Source organism: Nocardioides sp. J9, assembly GCF_007829375.1.
In the GTDB taxonomy this organism is placed as follows: domain Bacteria; phylum Actinomycetota; class Actinomycetes; order Propionibacteriales; family Nocardioidaceae; genus Nocardioides.
Window position 1 is genome coordinate 93,038 of sequence record NZ_VLJQ01000001.1, and the last position, 19,345, is coordinate 112,382.

At 73.1% G+C, this 19,345-nt stretch carries 20 protein-coding genes; 9 read left to right on the plus strand and 11 right to left on the minus strand.

The features are described from left to right. Window positions 1-80: 80 nt before the first annotated feature. The gene (locus L615_RS00390) at window positions 81-1,163 is read right to left on the minus strand and encodes a BMP family protein (protein WP_028653914.1); all 1,083 of its coding nucleotides are present in this window, start codon (window positions 1,161-1,163) and stop codon (window positions 81-83) included. A gap of 197 nt (window positions 1,164-1,360) precedes the next feature. On the opposite strand from L615_RS00390, the gene L615_RS00395 reads away from it, so the two are divergent. From L615_RS00395 to L615_RS00410, 4 genes are all read left to right on the plus strand, one after another. Then, a complete protein-coding gene (locus L615_RS00395; RefSeq protein WP_232221641.1) occupies window positions 1,361-1,756 on the plus strand; it encodes a cytidine deaminase in 396 nt (131 codons plus the stop codon). Continuing rightward, complete coding sequence (locus L615_RS00400; protein ID WP_145723726.1) at window positions 1,749-3,038, plus strand: thymidine phosphorylase; 1,290 nt, start codon at window positions 1,749-1,751, stop codon at window positions 3,036-3,038. The genes L615_RS00395 and L615_RS00400 overlap by 8 nt, the downstream gene beginning before the upstream one ends. A 33-nt stretch (window positions 3,039-3,071) precedes the next feature. Further along, window positions 3,072-3,587: a hypothetical protein gene (locus L615_RS00405; RefSeq protein ID WP_145723727.1), complete on the plus strand. Its 516-nt coding sequence runs from the start codon at window positions 3,072-3,074 to the stop codon at window positions 3,585-3,587. 70 nt (window positions 3,588-3,657) lie between these two features. Continuing rightward, the gene (locus L615_RS00410; RefSeq protein WP_145723728.1) at window positions 3,658-4,737 is read left to right on the plus strand and encodes an adenosine deaminase; all 1,080 of its coding nucleotides are present in this window, start codon (window positions 3,658-3,660) and stop codon (window positions 4,735-4,737) included. Window positions 4,738-4,837: 100 nt separating this feature from the next. Here L615_RS00410 and L615_RS00415 read toward each other — a convergent pair whose 3' ends face one another. Further along, a complete protein-coding gene (locus tag L615_RS00415) occupies window positions 4,838-5,359 on the minus strand; it encodes a hypothetical protein (protein WP_145723729.1) in 522 nt (173 codons plus the stop codon). Next, a complete protein-coding gene (locus tag L615_RS00420) occupies window positions 5,343-5,972 on the minus strand; it encodes an ATP-binding protein (protein ID WP_186449655.1) in 630 nt (209 codons plus the stop codon). The genes L615_RS00415 and L615_RS00420 overlap by 17 nt, the downstream gene beginning before the upstream one ends. Window positions 5,973-6,082: 110 nt before the next feature. Here L615_RS00420 and L615_RS00425 point away from each other — a divergent pair, with 110 nt between their 5' ends. Then, the gene (locus tag L615_RS00425; RefSeq protein ID WP_145723730.1) at window positions 6,083-7,618 is read left to right on the plus strand and encodes a protein kinase domain-containing protein; all 1,536 of its coding nucleotides are present in this window, start codon (window positions 6,083-6,085) and stop codon (window positions 7,616-7,618) included. Then, window positions 7,611-8,846 (plus strand): dipeptidase, encoded by a 1,236-nt coding sequence (locus L615_RS00430; protein WP_261376508.1) that lies wholly within the window; start codon window positions 7,611-7,613, stop codon window positions 8,844-8,846. The genes L615_RS00425 and L615_RS00430 overlap by 8 nt, the downstream gene beginning before the upstream one ends. A 15-nt stretch (window positions 8,847-8,861) precedes the next feature. Here the strand turns inward: L615_RS00430 and L615_RS00435 are convergent, their stop codons facing one another. Genes L615_RS00435 through deoC form a run of 3 tightly spaced genes read right to left on the minus strand, consistent with a single transcriptional unit; the run spans window position 8,862 to window position 12,156 of the window. Next, window positions 8,862-9,731 (minus strand): aldehyde dehydrogenase family protein, encoded by an 870-nt coding sequence (locus L615_RS00435; RefSeq protein ID WP_028653923.1) that lies wholly within the window; start codon window positions 9,729-9,731, stop codon window positions 8,862-8,864. After that, a complete protein-coding gene (locus L615_RS00440) occupies window positions 9,731-11,167 on the minus strand; it encodes an aldehyde dehydrogenase family protein (RefSeq protein ID WP_145723732.1) in 1,437 nt (478 codons plus the stop codon). The genes L615_RS00435 and L615_RS00440 overlap by 1 nt, the downstream gene beginning before the upstream one ends. Before the next feature lie 5 nt (window positions 11,168-11,172). Next, a complete protein-coding gene (gene deoC / locus L615_RS00445) occupies window positions 11,173-12,156 on the minus strand; it encodes a deoxyribose-phosphate aldolase (protein WP_145723733.1) in 984 nt (327 codons plus the stop codon). Window positions 12,157-12,180: 24 nt separating this feature from the next. Here deoC and L615_RS00450 point away from each other — a divergent pair, with 24 nt between their 5' ends. Beyond that, window positions 12,181-12,738: a hypothetical protein gene (locus L615_RS00450; protein WP_145723734.1), complete on the plus strand. Its 558-nt coding sequence runs from the start codon at window positions 12,181-12,183 to the stop codon at window positions 12,736-12,738. 133 nt (window positions 12,739-12,871) lie between these two features. Here L615_RS00450 and L615_RS00455 read toward each other — a convergent pair whose 3' ends face one another. Then, window positions 12,872-14,542: a phospho-sugar mutase gene (locus L615_RS00455; RefSeq protein WP_145723735.1), complete on the minus strand. Its 1,671-nt coding sequence runs from the start codon at window positions 14,540-14,542 to the stop codon at window positions 12,872-12,874. 104 nt (window positions 14,543-14,646) lie between these two features. On the opposite strand from L615_RS00455, the gene L615_RS00460 reads away from it, so the two are divergent. Further along, on the plus strand, window positions 14,647-15,564 hold the full coding sequence (locus L615_RS00460; protein ID WP_051485324.1) for a YitT family protein: 918 nt from the start codon (window positions 14,647-14,649) through the stop codon (window positions 15,562-15,564). A gap of 30 nt (window positions 15,565-15,594) precedes the next feature. On the opposite strand, the gene L615_RS00465 is transcribed toward L615_RS00460, so the two are convergent. Continuing rightward, window positions 15,595-16,581: an aldo/keto reductase gene (locus L615_RS00465; protein ID WP_036516321.1), complete on the minus strand. Its 987-nt coding sequence runs from the start codon at window positions 16,579-16,581 to the stop codon at window positions 15,595-15,597. Window positions 16,582-16,654: 73 nt separating this feature from the next. Here L615_RS00465 and L615_RS00470 point away from each other — a divergent pair, with 73 nt between their 5' ends. Beyond that, window positions 16,655-17,092 (plus strand): SRPBCC family protein, encoded by a 438-nt coding sequence (locus L615_RS00470; RefSeq protein WP_145723736.1) that lies wholly within the window; start codon window positions 16,655-16,657, stop codon window positions 17,090-17,092. Here L615_RS00470 and L615_RS00475 read toward each other — a convergent pair. Genes L615_RS00475 through L615_RS00485 form a run of 3 tightly spaced genes read right to left on the minus strand, consistent with a single transcriptional unit; the run spans window position 17,078 to window position 19,234 of the window. Next, window positions 17,078-17,650, minus strand: coding sequence for a VanZ family protein (locus L615_RS00475; RefSeq protein ID WP_028653930.1), 573 nt, complete (start codon window positions 17,648-17,650; stop codon window positions 17,078-17,080). The genes L615_RS00470 and L615_RS00475 overlap by 15 nt on opposite strands. Window positions 17,651-17,693: 43 nt before the next feature. Next, window positions 17,694-18,509, minus strand: a complete 816-nt coding sequence (locus L615_RS00480) for an SDR family oxidoreductase (protein ID WP_145723737.1) — start codon at window positions 18,507-18,509, stop codon at window positions 17,694-17,696. Next, a complete protein-coding gene (locus tag L615_RS00485) occupies window positions 18,506-19,234 on the minus strand; it encodes an SDR family NAD(P)-dependent oxidoreductase (RefSeq protein WP_145723738.1) in 729 nt (242 codons plus the stop codon). The genes L615_RS00480 and L615_RS00485 overlap by 4 nt, the downstream gene beginning before the upstream one ends. Window positions 19,235-19,345 lie beyond the last annotated feature (111 nt).

A 19,345-nucleotide genomic window follows, 5' to 3' on the forward strand; every position in this document is an offset into this window, starting at 1 on the left:
TGCCAGCGAGGTGCTGGCGGAAGCAGTCCGGGGGAGGTCGGTTGCGGGAACCGACCTCCCCCGGACGTTGCTTGCCGGTACTACTGGTTGAGGTACGACGTGACCGGGATCGAGCCGTCGATGATGCCGGCCTTCACCTCGTCGAGCTCGGCCTGGAGGCTGTCCGAGATCTTGTCCTCGAAGTTGTGGAACGAGGCGATGCCGACGCCGTCGTTCTCCAGCGTGCCGATGTAGGCCTCGGCGTCGAACTCGTCCTGACCAGCGGCCACGACGGCCTCGAAGGTGGACTGCTTCATGTTCTTCAGGATCGAGGTGAACACGACGTCCTGCGTGTTCGGGTCGGTCTCGAAGAAGTCGGCGTCCACGCCGACCAGCGCGATGTCCTTGCCGGAGTCCTCGATGGCGGTGAGCGCACCCTGGTAGATCGGGCCGCCGACCGGCAGGATCACGTCGGCGTTCTGCGCGATGATCTGCTTGGCGGTGTTGGTGGCCTTCTCGTTGGCGTCGAAGCCGCCGGTGAAGGTGCCCTTGTCGCCGCCCTGGAAGCCGACCAGCTTGACGTCCTTGCCCTTCTCCTTGGCGTAGTACTCGACGCCCTGCTTGAAGCCGTCCATGAAGATGGTGACGGTCGGGAACGGCTGGCCGCCGTACGTGCCGACGACGCCGGTCTTCGTGTAGTCAGCCGCGGCGTAGCCCGCGAGGAACGCGGCCTGGGCCGTGTCGTACAGGATCGGCTTGATGTTCTCCGCGTCCTTGGTGCCGTCGAAGTCGTTGTCGGCCGCGTCGTCGATGAGGATGTACTCGATGTCGGGGTTCTGCTTGGCCGACTCGACGGTCGCGGCGGAGAGGGCGAAGCCCACCGTCACGATCGCGTCACAGCCCTGGGCGACGAAGTTCTCGAGCGCGCCCGCGTAGTCGTTCTCGTTCTTGGACTCGAACTCCTTGAACTCGCTGTTGAGCTCCTCGGCCGCCTCCTTCACGCCCTCGTAGCTGAGCTGGTTGAACGACTTGTCGTCGAAGCCGCCGGCGTCGGACAGGATGCAGGGGAGGAAGTCGCTCTTCTCCTCGGCCGACTCCTCCGGCGCGTCGCCGCACGCGGCCAGGCCGGCGCTCGCGATCAGGGCAACGGCGGCAGCAGCCGACGTCCTCTTCCAGGTCTTCACAAATTCCTCCAGATCGACGCCCGGCACGCTGGCAGGGCTGGTGACGGCGGGTGGTTCCGGTGCATCCTCACCCACCGGGCCCGGCTCGGGAAGCACATTCGGCGAAACGGTTATCAACTTGGGACATTTGCTCCGGGTGGCCGGTCTGGCCGACGATCCTCGCGCGCAGGTGGGGGCCGACGAGTAGGTTGGCCTCCGTGGTCGACTGGGAGTCCCTGCAGCGAGCGGCGAGCGAGATCGCCCAGCGTGCGTACGCGCCGTACTCCGGCTACCGGGTGGGGGCCGCGGCCCTCGCCGACGACGGGCGCCTGCTGGTCGGGTGCAACGTCGAGAACGCGGGGTACGGCGTCACCCTCTGCGCCGAGTGCGGCCTGGTGTCGCAGCTGCACGCCACCGGCGGCGGCCGGCTGACGCACTTCGTGTGCGTCAACGGGGACGGCGAGGTGATCATGCCGTGCGGCCGGTGCCGGCAGCTGCTGTGGGAGAACGGCGGCGCCGCGCTGGAGGTGCTCACCCCCGAGGGGCTGCTGACGATGGCGCAGGTCCTGCCGCAGGCGTTCGGGCCCGACGACCTAGGGTTCCGGCATGGCTGACAACCACGACGCCGTCTCGGTGATCCAGACCAAGCGCGACCGCGGCACGCTGACCACGAGCCAGATCGACTGGGTCGTCGACGCCTACACCCGGGGCGCGGTCGCCGACGAGCAGATGTCGGCCCTCGCAATGGCGATCCTGCTCAACGGCATGGACCGCCGCGAGATCGCCGACTGGACCGCCGCGATGATCGCGTCCGGTGAGCGGATGGACTTCTCCTCGCTGTCGCGCCCCACCGCGGACAAGCACTCCACCGGCGGCGTCGGCGACAAGATCACCTTGCCGCTGGCCCCCCTCGTCGCCGCGTGCGGCGTCGCCGTGCCGCAGCTGTCCGGGCGCGGCCTGGGCCACACCGGCGGCACGCTCGACAAGCTCGAGTCGGTCCCCGGCTGGCGGGCCCTGCTGTCCAACGCCGAGATGATGGCGCAGCTCGAGGACGTCGGTGCCGTCATCTGCGCCGCCGGTGACGGCCTCGCCCCGGCGGACAAGAAGCTCTACGCCCTGCGCGACGTCACCGGCACGGTCGAGGCGATCCCGCTCATCGCCTCCTCGATCATGAGCAAGAAGATCGCCGAGGGCACCGGCGCGCTGGTGCTCGACGTGAAGGTCGGCAGCGGCGCGTTCATGAAGTCGGTCGACCGCGCCCGCGAGCTCGCCGAGGTGATGGTCGGCCTCGGCGCCGACGCCGGGGTGCGCACCGTCGCGCTGCTCACCGACATGGAGACCCCGCTCGGCCTCACCGCCGGCAACGCGATCGAGGTCGCCGAGTCGGTGGAGGTGCTCGCCGGCGGCGGCCCGGCCGACGTCGTCGAGCTCACCGTCGCACTGGCCCGCGAGATGCTCGCCGCCGCCGGTCGCGACGACGTCGACCCCGCCGACAAGCTGGCCGACGGATCGGCGATGGACGTGTGGCGCCGGATGATCGCCGCCCAGGGCGGCGACCCGGACGCCGAGCTGCCGGTCGCGAAGGAGCGCCACGTCGTGGCCGCCCCCTCCGACGGCGTGCTGACCCGTCTCGACGCACTGTCCGTCGGCGTCGCGGCGTGGCGCCTCGGCGCCGGCCGCGAGCGCAAGGAGGACCCGGTGCAGGCGGGGGCCGGCGTGGTCTGGCACGCCCGCCCGGGCGACGAGGTGCGCGCGGGGGAGCCCCTGTTCACCCTGCTCACCGACACCCCGGAGCGCTTCGACCGCGCGGTCGCCGCGCTCGAGGGCGGGTACGACGTCGCGCCGCTCGGCACCGCGTTCGAGCCCCGCCCGCTGGTCATCGACCGGGTCGGCTGAGCCGGCCGGAAGGGTCCGGGGGAGGGTGGCCGGATGGCGTGGCGCACCGCGCTGACCGTCGTACGCGGCGCCTCGGCGGGCGACCTCGCCCGGGTGGGGTACGCCCCCGGCGGCGCCACGACCACGCCCGACGGCGCGATCGCCGCCGGGCTCGGTGACCAGCTGTGGCTGGTCGAGCACGGCGCCGACCTGGTGCTGGTCGGCCGCGGCCCCGACCCCGAGCTGCCGCGCACGCTGCACGCCGCGCTGGGTGTGGAGGTCGTGCACGCCTTCTTCATGGGCAACCTCGACTTCTACACGTGGCAGGTCGCGCACGCGGGCGGCCACCGGACGTGGTCGTGCGGCGAGGGCGAGGTCGTCGTGGACGACGGCACCCCGCTGCCCGAGGAGGCCGGCATCCACCTGCTCGACGAGCGGCGGCTGCGCCGGCTGGTGGAGGCGCGGGTGGAGTTCGCGCTCGCCGACATCGCCGGCAGCACCGCGCACTCGCTCACCTCCAGCACCCCGGAGCGGGGCCGGGGGCGGCGGCGCTGGTTCGGCCGCGGCTGAGTCCGCGCTCCCGCCCGGGCCGGTGCCGACAAGGCGTGCGGGCGCTGGACCACTGCTGTAGTAATGGTCCATGGAAGCCACCCTTCTCCCCACCGCCGACCTGCAGGCCGCACCCAAGGTCCTGCTGCACGACCACCTCGACGGCGGACTGCGCCCCGCGACGATCGTCGACCTCGCCGCCGCCGTGGACCACCAGCTCCCGGCCACCGACCCGACCGCGCTCGCCAACTGGTTCGCCGAGGCCGCCGACTCCGGCTCGCTCGAGCGCTACCTGGAGACCTTCGCCCACACCGTCGGGGTGATGCAGACCGCCGAGGCGCTGACCCGCGTGGCGCGGGAGTGCGTGGAGGACCTCGCCGCGGACGGGGTGGTGTACGCCGAGATCCGCTACGCCCCTGAGCTGCACGTCGAGGGCGGGCTCGAGCTCGACCAGGTCGTCGCCGCCGTCCAGGCCGGCTTCGAGGAGGGCATGGCCGCCGCCGGTGGCCGGATCGTGGTGCGCCACCTGCTCACCGCCATGCGCCAGGCCGCCCGCGCGATGGAGATCGCCGAGCTCTCGATCCAGTGGCGTGACCGCGGCGTCGTCGGCTTCGACATCGCCGGCCCCGAGGCGGGCTACCCGCCGACCCGCTTCATCGACGCGTTCGAGTACCTCCAGCGCGAGAACTCCCACTTCACCATCCACGCCGGCGAGGGCTTCGGCCTGCCGTCCATCTGGGAGGCGGTGCAGTGGTGCGGCGCCGACCGGCTCGGCCACGGCGTGCGGATCGCCGACGACATCGCCGTCGCCGAGGACGGCACCGCGAAGCTGGGCCGCCTGGCGTCGTACGTCAGGGACAAGCGGATCCCGCTCGAGATGTGCCCCTCGTCGAACGTGCAGACCGGCGCCGCGCCGTCGCTGGCGGAGCACCCGATCAAGCTGCTCGCGTCGCTGCGCTTCCGGGTCACCGTCAACACCGACAACCGGCTGATGAGCCGCACGTCGCTGAGCCGTGAATTCGGGCTGCTCAACGAGGCCTTCGGCTACGGCTGGCGGGAGATCGAGTGGCTGACCGTGAACGCGATGAAGTCGGCGTTCATCCCCTATGACGAGCGGTACCGGCTGATCACCGAGACGATCAAGCCGTGGTACGCCGAGCGGCAGGGCTGACGGCGCGGAGCGCGGACTTCCTGACCGTTCCTGCTGCTTCCTGGCCATTGCAACGGTCAGGAAGCGAGGGAATCACCTCTGAAGCGGCGATTCCTGCCCCTCACACCACGAACCAGAAGTGGCTCCACCCACCGATCCCGACCCGGTGCTCGGCCCAGCGGGCGCTGCCGATGGTGAGCACGGCGCCGGCGGCGGGGTCGAAGACCTCGATCGCCTCGCCGGTGACGCCCACGGCGAGGGCGACGTGGCGGGGGAGCCAGCGGTTGCCGACGTAGACCGCGACCGGGCGGGTGGCGAGGTTCTCGCGGAGCACCTCGTAGCCGATGGCGGGGCGGGGACGCACGTGCACGGTGGCGACGTGCTCGCCGGTGAGGGCGCGCAGCGCGTTGGCGACGGCCCACGGCGGGGTGCCGAGGGCGCGCGGCCAGGGGAGCTGGAAGCGGTCGCGGGGGCTGCGGGTCGAGGTGAGGTGGCGGTGCTCCTGGCGGATCTCGGCGCCCACGTCGTCGTCCGGGCGCCACGGCGAGAGCAGGACCCGCGCCGCGACCACGGACGCGGCGCCGCAGCTCACCCGGTCGGGCTGCCGGAGGGTGTCCGGGGGGAGGTCAGCCGGCCACCGCATGGTCGTCCTCCGTCGAGGCGTTGAGCTCGGCGAAGGCGCGGTCGCCGGTCGCGACCCGGCAGCCGACGGCGACCGCGCGGCGCACGACCTGCCGCTGCGCGCGGGCGAGGGCGATGCCGCGGCGGAGCAGGACCAGCGGGGGCTTGCGGTGCTCGCGCAGGTCGCGGGTCAGGCGCCGCCAGAAGGTGAGGCCCGGGTGCTGGGTGACGCAGTACGCCGCCGCGAGGATCCCGCGCTCGCGGCACTCCTCGACCACCTCGGCCGCGAAGATCCCCTCCGCGCAGAAGTGCGTGGCGCCGCGCAGGTCCAGCCGCTGGCTGCCGGTGCGCCGGCTCTCGGAGATCGAGTAGACCGGGATGTCGGCGACCCCGTGGGCACACAGTGACTCGAGCGCGGCGAGGGCGTCCTCGTGGTGCCAGGTCGCGGGGTGGTCCCAGTCGACGAGTCCGGCGTTGCTGCCCGTCGTGATCCTCGGCAGCCCCGGCTCGTCGCCGTCGCGGTAGAAGTCGTCGAGGCGCAGTGTCGGCCAGCCGCGTGCCCGGGCCATCCGTTCCGCGAGTCGCGACTTCCCGGCGCCCGAGGGGCCGGCGAGGACGATGACACGGGCGGGCACCGGACGAGCCTACGACGCGGCCCGGCCGGACCCACAACGGCCGGTGACCGTCTGCGTGCGCATGCTGGAATCCGCCCCGCCGCGTCGCCGGCCACGGCAGGATCGGCGCCATGAACACCGAGGGGGAGGGCGCGGAGGGGCTGGCGCGCGTGACGGCACCGGTCGTCCACGGGTTCGAGGTGACCGGCCGCGTGGGCGAGGAGGGGCCGTGCGCCCTGCTGGAGGCCCGGACCGCCGACGGCGACCCGGTCGCCCTGCGCCCGCTCACCGAGGAGGAGGCCGCGGCGCTGGTCGACCGCGTCGGTCGGCTCGCTGCCCTCGACGAGGAGCATCTCGTGGCGGTCCGCGGCCTCGCGCACGGCCCCGGTGCGTCGTACCTCGTCACCGAGCGGGTCGAGGCGGCGAGCCTGGCCGACCTGCTCGACCGCGGCCAGGTGCTCGTCGTCGGGCAGGTCCTCGGCGTCGCCCGTGCGGTGCTGCTCGGCCTCGCGCACGCCCACGAGCGTGGCGTCGTCCACGGCCGGGTGGCGCCGGCGGCGGTGCTGCTCGGGACCGACGGCACGGTGCGGCTGACCGGGTTCGGCCTCGGACGCCCGGCGCCGGCCTACCTGGCGCCCGAGGCGGTGCGCCACCCCGGCGCCGAGCTCACCCGCACCGCCGACGTGTACGGCGTCGCCGCGCTCCTCGTCCACCTGCTCACCGGGCAACCGCTGTCCGAGCAGAAGCGGCACCTGCGCGCCGTCGACGCGACCCTGCGCACCGTGCTGAGCAAGGCGCTCTCGAAGGCGCCCGCCGACCGCCACCCCGACGCGCAGGCCTTCCTCAACGCGCTGGGCCGCGCCGCCAAGCGCGCCTACGGCCCGGCCTGGTGGACGGAGGCCGGGCTCGCCGCGCTGGCCGGCCAGGCCGTGCCGGAGGTCGTCGCGCTCGACCCGCCGCCACCGACCGAGGTGAGCCGGCCCGCCGGTCCCTCGCCGTGGCGCCGCCGCGTCCTCGTCGGCGGTGCCGTCGCGGTGGTCCTCGCCGGAGGCGGTGTCGCGACGATCGCGCTCGGCGACGAGCCGCCCCGGGCCCCCGCGTCGTTGCGGACCGACCAGTTCTGCGACGAGGTCGAGGCCGACGTCGTGGTCGTCGCCGGCACCGGCACCGACGCCCGGTTCGACTCCTCCGGTGCCCGTGCGACGGGACAGCCGTCCGGGCAGCGCGCCTCGGCGACCTGCTGGTGGGGCAACGGCGCGTCCCGCACGGTCGTGACCCTCTCCGTGGGTGCGGCGGCCGCGGTCGAGCAGGCCGGCGCGACCGACTCCGAGCAGGTGCGGGCGCAGCTCGACAACACGGCCCTGCTCGCCGTCCGCGACGCCGGCCGGGACTGGGACGCGTCGTACGCCACCCGGTGCCGCGACCTCGACGACCATGGCTACGACACGGCATTCAGCTGCCTGGCCCCGCCGGTGCGGCTGGCGCGGGGCCAGCAGCACCCCGGGGTGGCCCGGGTCGTGCACGCCGTCACCGAGCTCGACCAGGTGCTGGTCTGCAGCGTGAACCGGCCCCTCGCGTCACCGGCCGACGTCGATGCAGCCGCCGACCTGGACGCCGCGGCGGGGGACCTGTGCGCCACCGTCCTGCAGGAGGTACGACGTGACTGAGTCCGACGACGCGACCAGCGAGACCCGCCCGGCCCGTCGCCGCTCCCGGCTCGGCCGGCGGGTCCGGGTGGGTGCGCTCGGCCTCGGCGTGGTCCTGCTGGTCCTCGCCGTCGCGTTCTTCACCTACGCCCCGGGCAAGCTCGAGCGGATGCGCAACCGCGTCGAGCCCGCCGACCTGCCCACGGTCAGCCCGGCGACCCAGCGACTGCACGACTCGCTGCAGGTCGTCGACCTGCACTCCGACACGCTGCTGTGGGACCGCGACCTGCTCGAGCGTGCCGACCGCGGGCACATGGACCTGCCGCGGCTGGAGGAGGGCAACGTTGCGCTGCAGGTCTTCTCCTCGGTGTCGAAGTCGCCGAAGGGCCAGAACTACGACAGCAACTCCGCCGACAGCGACAACATCACGCTGCTCGCGATCGCCCAGCTGCAGCCGTTGCGCACCTGGCGCTCGTTGCTGCAGCGCTCGCTCCACCACGCGCAGAAGCTCCACGACGCAGCCGAGGGCTCCGGGGGGCGACTGCGGATGGTCCGCTCGGTGGCCGACCTCGACGCGGTCCTCGCCGACCGCGCCGCGGGCAAGCAGGTCACCGGTGCCCTGTTCTCGGTCGAGGGCCTGCACAACCTCGAGGGCGACATCCGCAACCTCGACCGGCTGGAGGCGGCGGGCATGCGGATGGCCGGGTTCACCCACTTCTTCGACAACGAGGTCGCCGGATCCATGCACGGCGAGGACAAGGGCGGGCTCACCGACCTCGGCCGCGAGGTGTTCGCCGAGCTGGAGGAGCGCGGCATCGTCGTCGACATCGCCCACGCCAGCCACGAGGCTGTCGCCGAGATGCTCGAGCTCGCCACGAAGCCGCTCGTCCTCAGCCACGGCGGGGTCCAGGCGACCTGCGACGTCAACCGCAACCTCACCGACGACGAGATCCGCGGTGTCGCCGCCACCGGGGGAGTCGTCGGCGTCGGCTACTGGGACGCCGCGGTCTGCGAGCTCACCGTCACCGCCGTCGTCGACGCCATCGACCACGTCGTCGCGGTCGGCGGCATCGAGGCCGCCGCGCTCGGCAGCGACTACGACGGCGCCACCACGGTGGGGTGGGACACCACCCACCTCGCCGCGATCACCCAGGAGCTCCTCGACCGCGGGTACGACGAGGAGGACGTCGCCGCGATCATGGGCGGCAACACCCTCCGGGTGCTGCGGAGGGTGCTGCCGGCCGGCTAGCCGCAGGCGGCGCCGTCAGGTCCCGATCGGGTGCCAGACCGTCTTGGACTCGATGAAGTCGGTCATCGTGCCCAGGCCTGGCTCGGCGGCCCAGTCCGGCTCGGCGTCCGGCGCACGCCGGACCCGCTTGAGGTTGTCGGCGGCCGCGACCTCGAGGGAGGTCGCGAGCTCCGGCGAGCCCGCCACGCCGCACAGGTCGATCGCGTTGACGTCCATGTGGGCCGCCAGCCACGGGCCGAGCGCTGCGGCGTCGCCGGTGAGGATGTTGACCACGCCACCGGGCACGTCGGAGGTCGCCAGCACCTCGGAGAAGGTGACGGCGGGCAGCGGACGCTCGAAGGACGACACCACGACCGCGCTGTTGCCGGTGACGACGACCGGTGCCACGACCGAGACCAGGCCCAGCAGCGAGGACTGCTGCGGGGCGAGGACGCCCACCACGCCGGTCGGCTCGGGCGCGGTGTGGTTGAAGAACGGACCCGCGACGGGGTTGGCGTTGCCGACCACCTGCGCGAGCTTGTCCGCCCAGCCGGCGTACCAGACGAGGCGGTCGACGGCGGCGTCCACCTGGCCGCGGGCGGCGCTGGCGGAGGCGCCCTCGGACTGGCGGACGGCCTCCTCGAACTGCGGGCGGCGGTCCTCCATCACCTCGGCGATCCGGTAGACGACCTGCCCCCGGTTGTAGGCGGTGCGGGACGACCACGGTCCGAACGCCTTGCGCGCCGCGACGACCGCGTCGCGGACGTCCTTGCGGGAGGCGAGGGCGGCGTTCGCCACGAACTTCCCCTTGCTGTCGGTGACCTCGTAGGAGTGGCCCGACTCGGAGCGCGGGAACGCGCCGCCGATGTAGAGCTTGTAGGTCTTGCGCACGTCGATGCGAGCCATCAGCCCTGCGCTCCCTTCAGGTACGCGGCGAGGCCCTGGCGCCCGCCCTCGCGGCCGTAGCCGGACTCCTTGTAGCCGCCGAACGGGCTGGCCGGGTCGAACTTGTTGAACGTGTTGGCCCACACCACGCCGGCGCGCAGCTGCGAGGCCATGTGCAGGATCCGCGAACCCTTCTCGGTCCACACGCCCGCGGACAGGCCGTACGGCGTGTTGTTGGCCTTCTCGCCCGCCTCGGCCGGGGTGCGGAAGGTCAGCACCGAGAGCACCGGCCCGAACACCTCCTCGCGGGCGATGCGGTGTGCCTGGGTGACGCCGGTGAAGACGGTCGGGGGGAACCAGAAGCCCGACGTCGGCAGGTCGCACGCCGGCGACCAGCGCTCGGCGCCCTCGGACTCGCCGACCTCGGACAGCTCGCGGATCCGGTCGAGCTGCTCGCGCGAGTTGATCGCGCCGATGTCGGTGTTCTTGTCGAGCGGGTCGCCGACGCGCAGCGTGCCCATCCGGCGCTTGAGCTTCGCCATCACCTCGTCGGCGACGGACTCCTGCACCAGCAGGCGCGACCCGGCGCAGCACACGTGGCCCTGGTTGAAGAAGATGCCGCTGACGATGCCCTCGACGGCCTGGTCGATCGGCGCGTCGTCGAAGACGATGTTGGCCGCCTTGCCGCCGAGCTCGAGGGTGACCTTCTTGTCGGTGCCGGCGACCGCACGGGCGATCGCCTTGCCGACCTCGGTGGAGCCGGTGAAGGCGACCTTGTCGATGTCGGGGTGCGACACCAGCGCCTGGCCGGTCGAGCCCGCGCCGGTGACGATGTTGACGACGCCCGGCGGCAGGTCGGCCTGCTGGCAGATCTCGGCGAAGAGCAGCGCGGTGAGCGGCGTGGTCTCGGCCGGCTTGAGGACGACGGTGTTGCCGCACGCCAGCGCCGGGGCGACCTTCCACGCCAGCATCAGCAGCGGGAAGTTCCACGGGATGACCTGCCCGGCCACGCCGAGCGGCTGCGGGTTCGGGCCGAGGCCGGCGTACTCGAGCTTGTCGGCCCAGCCGGCGTAGTAGAAGAAGTGCGCGGCGACGACCGGCACGTCGACGTCGCGGCTCTCCTTGATCGGCTTGCCGTTGTCGATCGACTCGAGGACCGCGAGCTCGCGGCCGCGCTCCTGGATGATCCGGGCGATGCGGAAGAGGTACTTCGCGCGCTCCTTGCCCGACATCCGCGACCACCCGCGGAAGGCACGGCGGGCGGCCCGGACGGCGAGGTCGACGTCCGCCTCGGACGCCTCGGCGACCTCGGCGAGGGTCTCCTCGGTGGCGGGGTTGATCGTCTTGAAGGACGTGCCGCGTCCGTCGACGAACTCGCCGTCGACGAAGAGGCCGTAGGACGGCTTGATGTCGACGATGCTCCGCGACTCCGGAGCCGGTGCGTACTCGAAGGCCATGTGGATCAGTCCAGGGTGAAGTAGTCGGGACCGCTGTAGCGGCCGGTGGTGAGCTTGGTGCGCTGCATCAGCAGGTCGTTGAGCAGCGTCGAGGCGCCGAACCGGAACCAGTCCGGGTCGAGCCAGTCGTCGCCCGCGACCTCGTTGACCATGACGAGGTACTTGATGGCGTCCTTGGCGGTGCGGATGCCGCCGGCCGGCTTGACGCCGACCTGGACGCCGGTGGCCTCGCGGAAGTCGCGGACGGCCTCGAGCATGACGAGGGTGACCGGCAGGGTCGCCGCCGGCTGCACCTTGCCCGTGGAGGTCTTGATGAAGTCGGCGCCGGCGAGCATCGCCAGCCACGACGCGCGGCGCACGTTGTCGTAGGTCTGCAGCTCACCGGTCTCGAAGATGACCTTGAGGTGGGCGTGCGAGCCGTCGGGGCGCGCGCAGGCCTCGCGGGTCGCGACGATCTCGTCGAAGACCTGCAGGTAGCGCCCGGCGAGGAAGGCGCCACGGTCGATGACCATGTCGATCTCGTCGGCGCCGTTCGCGACCGCGTCGCGGGTGTCGGCGAGCTTGATGTCCATCGACGCCCGACCGCTGGGGAAGGCGGTGGCCACGGCCGCCACGTTCACCTGGTCGCCGACGACCTCCTTGACCTCGCCGACGAGGTCGCCGTACACGCAGACCGCGGCCACCGACGGGCACGACGGGTCGGACGGGTCGGGGCGCAGCGCCTTGTTGGCGAGCGCGCGCACCTTGCCGGGGGTGTCTTGCCCCTCGAGGGTGGTCAGGTCGACCATCCGGATCGCGAGGTCGAGCGCCCAGGCCTTGGCGGTCGTCTTGATGGAGCGGGTTCCGAGCCCGGCGGCCCGGGCCTCCGCACCGACCTGGTCGACGCCGGGCAGGCCGTGCAGGAACCGGCGCAGCGACGCGTCGCTGGCCGTGACTTCGGAGTACGCCGCGAGTCCCGGGACGGGATCGGTGGTGGCGGAGGTCGGCATCCGCCCAGCATAGGGTTGGGGACCATGCAGAGCGAAGGTGTCGAGAAGGCCGAGCGGTACAGCTCGGGAGGACTCGTGTCCGGCTTCCTCGGGATCGGCACCGTGCTCGCCCTCCTCGTCTTCGCCGTGCTCTCCGACGACGACGGCTTCGCGCCCTGGGCGTTCCCGGCGCTGCTGCTCGCCGCGGTGCTGATGTGGGCCGTCCTGCTGCGCCCCGCGGTGGTCCTCCACCCCGGCGAGCTGGAGCTGCGCAACGTCCTGCACAGCCGGTTCATCCCCTACCCCCTGATGACCGACGTGCAGGTCAAGCAGGTGACCGTCGTGGAGGTCGGCGAGGAGCGCTTCGTCGGCGCCGGCCTGGGCCGCAGCCGCGGGACCATGCGCAGCGACGCGAAGGCCGGGCCGGACATCACCGCCGACCACTCCATCGGCTGGCTCGTGGAGGAGAAGGTGCGCCGCCGGATGAACCCGCACGACCCCGTGGCCGACCCCGGCCCGGTGCGCCGGGTGTGGGCGCTGCCCGAGGTCGGCGCGATCGCCGTCCTCGCCGTCGTGACCCTGGTGCTCGCCCTCGTCGCCTGAATCGTCGCCTGTGGACGACGGGGCGGTAGTCCCTGACGAAAAGCACCGGGGAACGGCGTGTCGCGGTGCTTTTCGTCAGGGACTACCGCGCCGGGCTGTGGAGGACGGAGGACGGCCAGCGTGAGGTCGAGCGTCAGATGCCGGCGGCGATGGCGATGTCGGTGCGCAGCACGGCCAGCTTCTCCGCTGCCACCGCGCGGGCGGCGGCCACGTCGCCGTCGGCGACCGGCACCACGACCTCGAGGTAGCACTTGAGCTTCGGCTCCGTCCCGCTCGGCCGTACGACGACCCGGCTGCCGTCCGCCGTCCGGTAGCGCAGCCCGTCGGTCGGCGGCAGGTCCGCGGAGCCGAGGGTGAGGTCGTCCACGGCGGTGACCTCGACCCCGCCGAGGGAGGCCGGGGGAGTGGCGCGCAGCCGCTCCATCGCCGCGGCGATCCGGGACAGGTCGGTGACCCGCACCGACAGCTGGTCGGTGGCGTGCAGGCCGTGGCGGACCGCGATGTCGTCGAGCAGGTCGAGCAGCGTGCGGCCGGCGGCCTTGGCCTCCGCGGCGATCTCGCACAGCAGCAGCGCGGCCGAGACGCCGTCCTTGTCGGCGACGCGGGCCGGGTCGACGCAGTAGCCGAGCGCCTCCTCGTAGCCGAAGGCCAGGTCGGGGACCCGGCCGATCCACTTGAACCCGGTGAGGGTCTCGGCGTACCGCTGGCCGGCCGCGCTCGCCATCCTCCCGAGCAGCGAGGAGGAGACGATCGAGGTGGCGTAGACGCCCTCGCGTCCGAGGCGCAGCAGGTGGTCGGCGAGCAGTGCACCGACCTCGTCGCCGCGCAGCATCCGCCACCCGTCCGGTCCCGGGACGGCGAGGGCGCACCGGTCGGCGTCCGGGTCGTTGGCGACCACCAGGTCCGCGCCGGTGCGCTCGGCGAGCGCGACCGCGCGGTCGATGGCGCCCGGCTCCTCGGGGTTGGGGAAGGCGACGGTCGGGAACTCGGGGTCGGGCTGCTCCTGCTCGGGCACCACGGTCGGCGGCTCGAAGCCGGCGGTCTCCAGCACGGCCGGCAGCGCACCCCCACCCACGCCGTGCAGCGGCGTGTAGACGATCGCGAGGTCGCGCGGGCCGTCACCAGCGAGGGAGGCGACGGTGTCGAGGTAGGTGTCGACGATGCCCTCGTCGAGGACCCGCCCACCGGTCGTGGTCAGCGGCACCCGCCGGACCGTCGACAGGCTGCCGATCGCCGCGATCCTCGCCGCGATCCCGGAGTCGGCCGGCGGCACGATCTGGCTGCCGTCGCCGAGGTAGACCTTGTAGCCGTTGTCCTCCGGCGGGTTGTGGCTCGCCGTCACCATCACCCCGGCTGCGCAGCCGAGCTCACGGATCGCGAACGCCAGCAGCGGCGTCGGCAGGGGACGCGGCAGCACCAGCGGCCTGAGCCCCGCGCCGGCGATCACCTCCGCGGTGTCGTGGGCGAAGACGTCGGAGCAGTGCCGGGCGTCGTACCCGATGACGACGGGGGTGCCCGGCTCGGTGCCCTGCTCGAGGAGGTACGCCGCCAGGCCGGCCGCGGCGCGGATGACGACCACGCGGTTCATCCGGTTCGGCCCGGCGCCGAGCGCGCCGCGCAGCCCGGCGGTGCCGAACTCCAGCGTGCCGCGGAACCGGTCGGCCAGGTCCGCCCGTGCGTCGGCGTCGCCGGCCTGGACCGCGGCGACGACCCGGGTGAGCTCCTCGCGGGTGTGCTGGTCGGGGTCCTCGGCGAGCCAGGACTGGGCCCGGGTGATCAGGACGTCGGTGTCGGGCGTGGTCACCGGGCCACCGTAGCCCGCTGTCCGGCCGCGGTGGAGGCCCTCACGTCCACTAGCATCACCGGGCACTTTCCTGACGACCGCAGGCTGACGACCGAAGGGCCCCCATGACCCAGACCGCCACGCCGCAGGCCCAGCCCCTGGTGGCCCGGGCCGGCAAGCACCCCGTGATCGCCGAGGCCTACAAGCTGGTCTCGATCGTGGTCGGTGCGATCGTGTTCGCGATCGGCCTCGAGGGCTTCCTGATCCCCAACGACTTCCTCGACGGCGGCATCGTCGGTGCCTCGATCATCATCACCCAGTTCGTCGACCTGCCGATGGGTGTCTTCATCGGCCTGCTCAACGTCCCGTTCGTGGTGCTGGCCTGGGTGATGATCGGGCACCGCAGCGCGCTGCGCTCGGGCCTGGGCATCGCCACCCTGTCCGCCGCGACGATCGTGCTGCACCACATGCACGCGATCACCGACCAGTCGTGGCTCGCGCTGGTGTGCGGCGGCGCGATGATCGCGCTCGGCATCGGCGTGGCCCTGCGCCACGGTGGAGCCCTCGACGGCACCGAGGTGCTGGCGACGATCCTGGCCTCGCGCACGCAGTTCACCGTCGGCCAGCTGATCCTCTACATCAACCTCGGCATCTTCACGATTGCCGGCTTCGTCATCTCGTGGGAGTCGGCGCTGCTGTCCGGCGTGCTGTTCTACGTCGTGGTCAAGGACCTCGTCGACCAGATCGCGCACGGTGAGTCCGGGGTCCGCAAGGCGCGCGTCACCACCACCCGCCACGCCGAGGTCGCGACGATGATCTCGGCGCGGATCAACCGGCCGGTGCTCGTCGACCAGCACCAGCACTGGTACGCCGACGGCCCGGGTGAGGACGTGTGGGTCGTGAACTTCACCTGCTCCCGGATGGAGGAGGCGACGATCGTCGAGGACATCGAGGCGCTCGACCCCGATGCCAACGTGACCTTCTCGGACATCACCAACCTGCACGGTCCGATGTTCGAGTCGATGACCAACGCCGGCCACTAAGCGAGCGACCGGGCCGGCCGCGGCGGACGGTCAGCCGTCGACCGAGCTCATGTCGGCGTACCGCTGCCCGGCGACGGCGCCCCGCGGCACGGCCCGCTCCAGCGCGGCGAGGTCTGCCGTGCTCAGCGTGACGTCGAGGGTCGCGACGTTCTCCTCCAGGTAGCGCACCCGCTTGGTCCCCGGGATCGGCACCACGTCCGGGCCCTGCGCCAGCACCCAGGCCAGGGCGAGCTGACCGGGCGTGCAGCCCCGCCCCTCGGCGAGCGCCCGCACCCGCGCCACGAGGCGCAGGTTGTGGTCGAGGTTGTCGTCGGCGAACCAGGGGAACGCGACGGCGCTGCGGCCGGGACCCACGGGTCCCTCGGTCCGCGTCGCCGTGAGCAGGCCCCGGCCGAGCGGGGAGTAGGGAACCAGCCCGATGCCGAGCTCGCGCAGCGTCGGCAGCACCTCGTCCTCGACGTCGCGGCAGAACAGCGAGTACTCCGACTGCAGCGCGGTGATCGGGTGTACGGCGTGCGCCCGGCGGATCGTCGCGGCCGACGCCTCGGAGAGGCCGAGGTGGCGCACCTTGCCGGCCTCGACGAGCTCCTTCATCGCCCCGACCGTCTCCTCGATCGGGACCGTCCGGTCGACGCGGTGCTGGTAGTAGAGGTCGATGTGGTCGACCCCGAGCCGCGAGAGCGACGCGTCGCAGGCGCTGCGGACGTACTCCGGACGCCCGTTCACGCCGACCCGGGTGCCGTCGGGGAGCCGCTCGTTGCCGAACTTCGTGGCGACCTGCACCTCGTCGCGACGGCCCGCGAGGGCCCGGCCGAGCAGGCGCTCGTTGGTGAACGGGCCGTAGGCGTCGGCGGTGTCGAGGAAGGTGACGCCGAGGTCGAGCGCGCGGCGGATCGTCGCGGTGCCGCCGGCCTCATCCGGGCCGCCGTAGAACTCCGACATCCCCATGCACCCCAGGCCCAGCGCGGAGACGGTGAGCGGTGACGTGCGGCCGAGGGTGCGGGTGGGGATCGCCATGGCCGTAGCCAACACCGGGCCCGGGCCGGTGGGCCACGGGGGTCGGGTCAGGCGAGCGGGGCATGCTGGGGCCATGGACCCGGTGGCCCGCGACTTCCGCTTCACCGACGCCTGGCAGGTCCCGGCGCCGGTGGGCCGGGTCGCGGCCGTGCTGACCGACCTCGAGCACTACCCGCGCTGGTGGCCGCAGGTGCGGGCGGTGGCCAGGCTCGGGCCCGACACCGCGTGGGTCCGGTGCCGGTCCGCCCTGCCCTACACGCTCGACCTCGTGCTCGACGCGGTCTCCCGCACGCCGCCCGTCGTCGAGGTCGCGCTGGGCGGCGACCTCACCGGGTTCGCCAGGTTCACGCTCACCGCGGTCGACGGCGGCACCCGGCTGGACTTCGCGCAGGAGGTGCTGGTGGACGGCGCGCTCGCGCTGGCGTCGTACGTCGGCCGGCCGGTGCTGGTGTGGAACCACCGCCGGATGATGGCCGGCTGTCGCCGCGGGCTCGCGTCAGCGCTGGACTGAGCGCTTGCGGCGTCGGTGCCGCCAGGGCTGGAGGACGACGAGCAGCACCAGCCCGATCCCGGCGCCGATCGCTGCGCCGGTGGCGTTGTCGACGATGTCGGTGACGTCGCAGGCGCGGTCGATCCGGGCGAGCTCGAGCTGGGTCTTCTCGATCAGCGCCGAGTAGCCGGCCAGCGCCAGCACGCCGAGCGGCGCCAGGACCCAGCCCGCCCGCCACCGGCCGATGGCGAGCACGAGCAGGGCGCCGGACGGCACGAAGAGCGCGGTGTTGAGCGCGCGCTGGCCGGACTGGAAGATCCAGAAGCCCTCGGGGGCGGGGCCGCCGATGTCCCACGAGCACGAGGTCAGCCGGCCCTCGGCCGGGACGATGCCGGGGTCCGCCGACGTGGGCACCAGGGTGACCAGGCCGATGACCGCCAGCGACCACAGGAACCCGCCGATCGCTCCGGCCGACACCCAGCCGAGCGGGCGCAGGAGGAGCAGCGCGAGCACGCCGCACGCCACCGCCGCGACGGCGATGCCGAGCAGCATCACGCCGATGCCCCCGAACCCGACCATGCGCGGGAGGCTAACGCGCAGCCGGTCGCGGGGCCGAGCCGGCTCAGGACACCCGGGCGCGCTGCCGGGCCACGAAGCGGGTCGCCATCCGATTGACGAGGGTGGGGGAGAGCCGCCCGAGCCGCCAGGCGATGCGCGCCTGCCGCGGCTCCACGACGATGGCCTCGTCGCGCTCGACGGCCGCGAGCACCCGCTCGGCGAGCCGGTCGGGGTCGACGGGTCGCCGTACGCCCTGGCCCTCGAGGTAGAAGTCCCGGCCGCGGTAGCGGCCGATCTCGCCCTTGTCGAGGATCGGGGTGTCCACCGCGGCCGGGCAGACCACGGTCACGCCGACCCCGTGCGCGGCGGCCTCGGTGCGCAGCGCGAGGGACAGCCCGACGACGGCGTGCTTGGTGGTGACGTAGGACGTCATCAGCCCGGCCGCCATCAACCCGCCCATCGACGCGGTGTTCACGATGTGCCCGCCGCCCTGGGCGAGCATCCGCGGGTAGGCCGCGTGCACGCCGTGCACCACGCCACGCACGTTGACGTCGATGATCGCGTCCCACTGCTCGAGGCCGAGGTCCTCGGTGTTGCCGAGGAAGGTGATGCCCGCGTTGTTGAAGAGCAGGTCGATCCGGCCGTGGGCGGCCACGACGTCGGCCACCGCCGCGGCGACGTCGCCGGCCGAGGTGACGTCGACGTGGCGGGCGGTCGCGGTCCCCGGGCCGGAGGTGGTGGCGACGACGGACTCGGCGCCCGCGAGGTCGACGTCGGCGCACACGACGTACACCCCGCGTCGTACCAGCGCGCGGGTGAGGGCAGCGCCGATGCCGGACCCGCCGCCGGTCACCAGCGCGGTGCGCCCGGCGAGGCTCACGAGAACGCCGCCTCGACGAGCCGGACCAGGTCGGGGTAGCGCTTGAGGTGCGCGCCGCCGTTGACGTCCATGGTCTCGCCGGTGATCCAGCGGGAGTCGTCGGAGAGCAGGAAGCGGATCGCAGCGGCGACCTCGTCGGGCTCGCCGGAGCGCCCGAGCGCGGTGTTCTCGAGGTACTCCTCCCGCACGCCGGGGATGTCCATCGCCGCTGCGGTCAGCGGCGTCACGACCAGGCCGGGGGCGACGGCGTTGACCCGCACGCCGCGGTGCCCGAGCTCGAGCGCGGTCACCTCGGTGAGGGCGACGAGGCCTGCCTTCGCCGCGCAGTACGCCGCCAGGCCGGTGCCCGGCTGCCGGGCGTTCAGCGACGACAGGGACACCAGCGAGCCGCCGTCGGCGACCCGGCGCCCGGCGTGCTTGAGCACCAGGAAGGCGCCGGTCAGGCAGACGTCGACGACCCGCCGCCACTCGTCCGCGTCGTGGTCGACCACCCGGGACAGGGTGCTCACGCCGGCGGCGTTCACGACCCCGTGGAAGGCCCGGTGGTCGGCGACGACCCGGTCGAAGAGCGCGGCCACCGAGTCCTCGTCGGTGACGTCGACCGGCACGTCGGCCGGGGTGCCCGGGAGGTCCGCGACCACCACCTCGTGGCCTGCCTCGCGCAGCACGGCGGCGCTCGCCGCCCCGATCCCGGAGGCTCCTCCGACGACGACGCTCACCTGCACGGGCCCACTCCTGACGTCCGTCTGTGTCTGTTGACACGTGTCAACTACCGCGCCTAACGTGACGGCGGTCACGCCGTCCTGTCAAGGGGCGGCTCGCACACGAGCGTCACG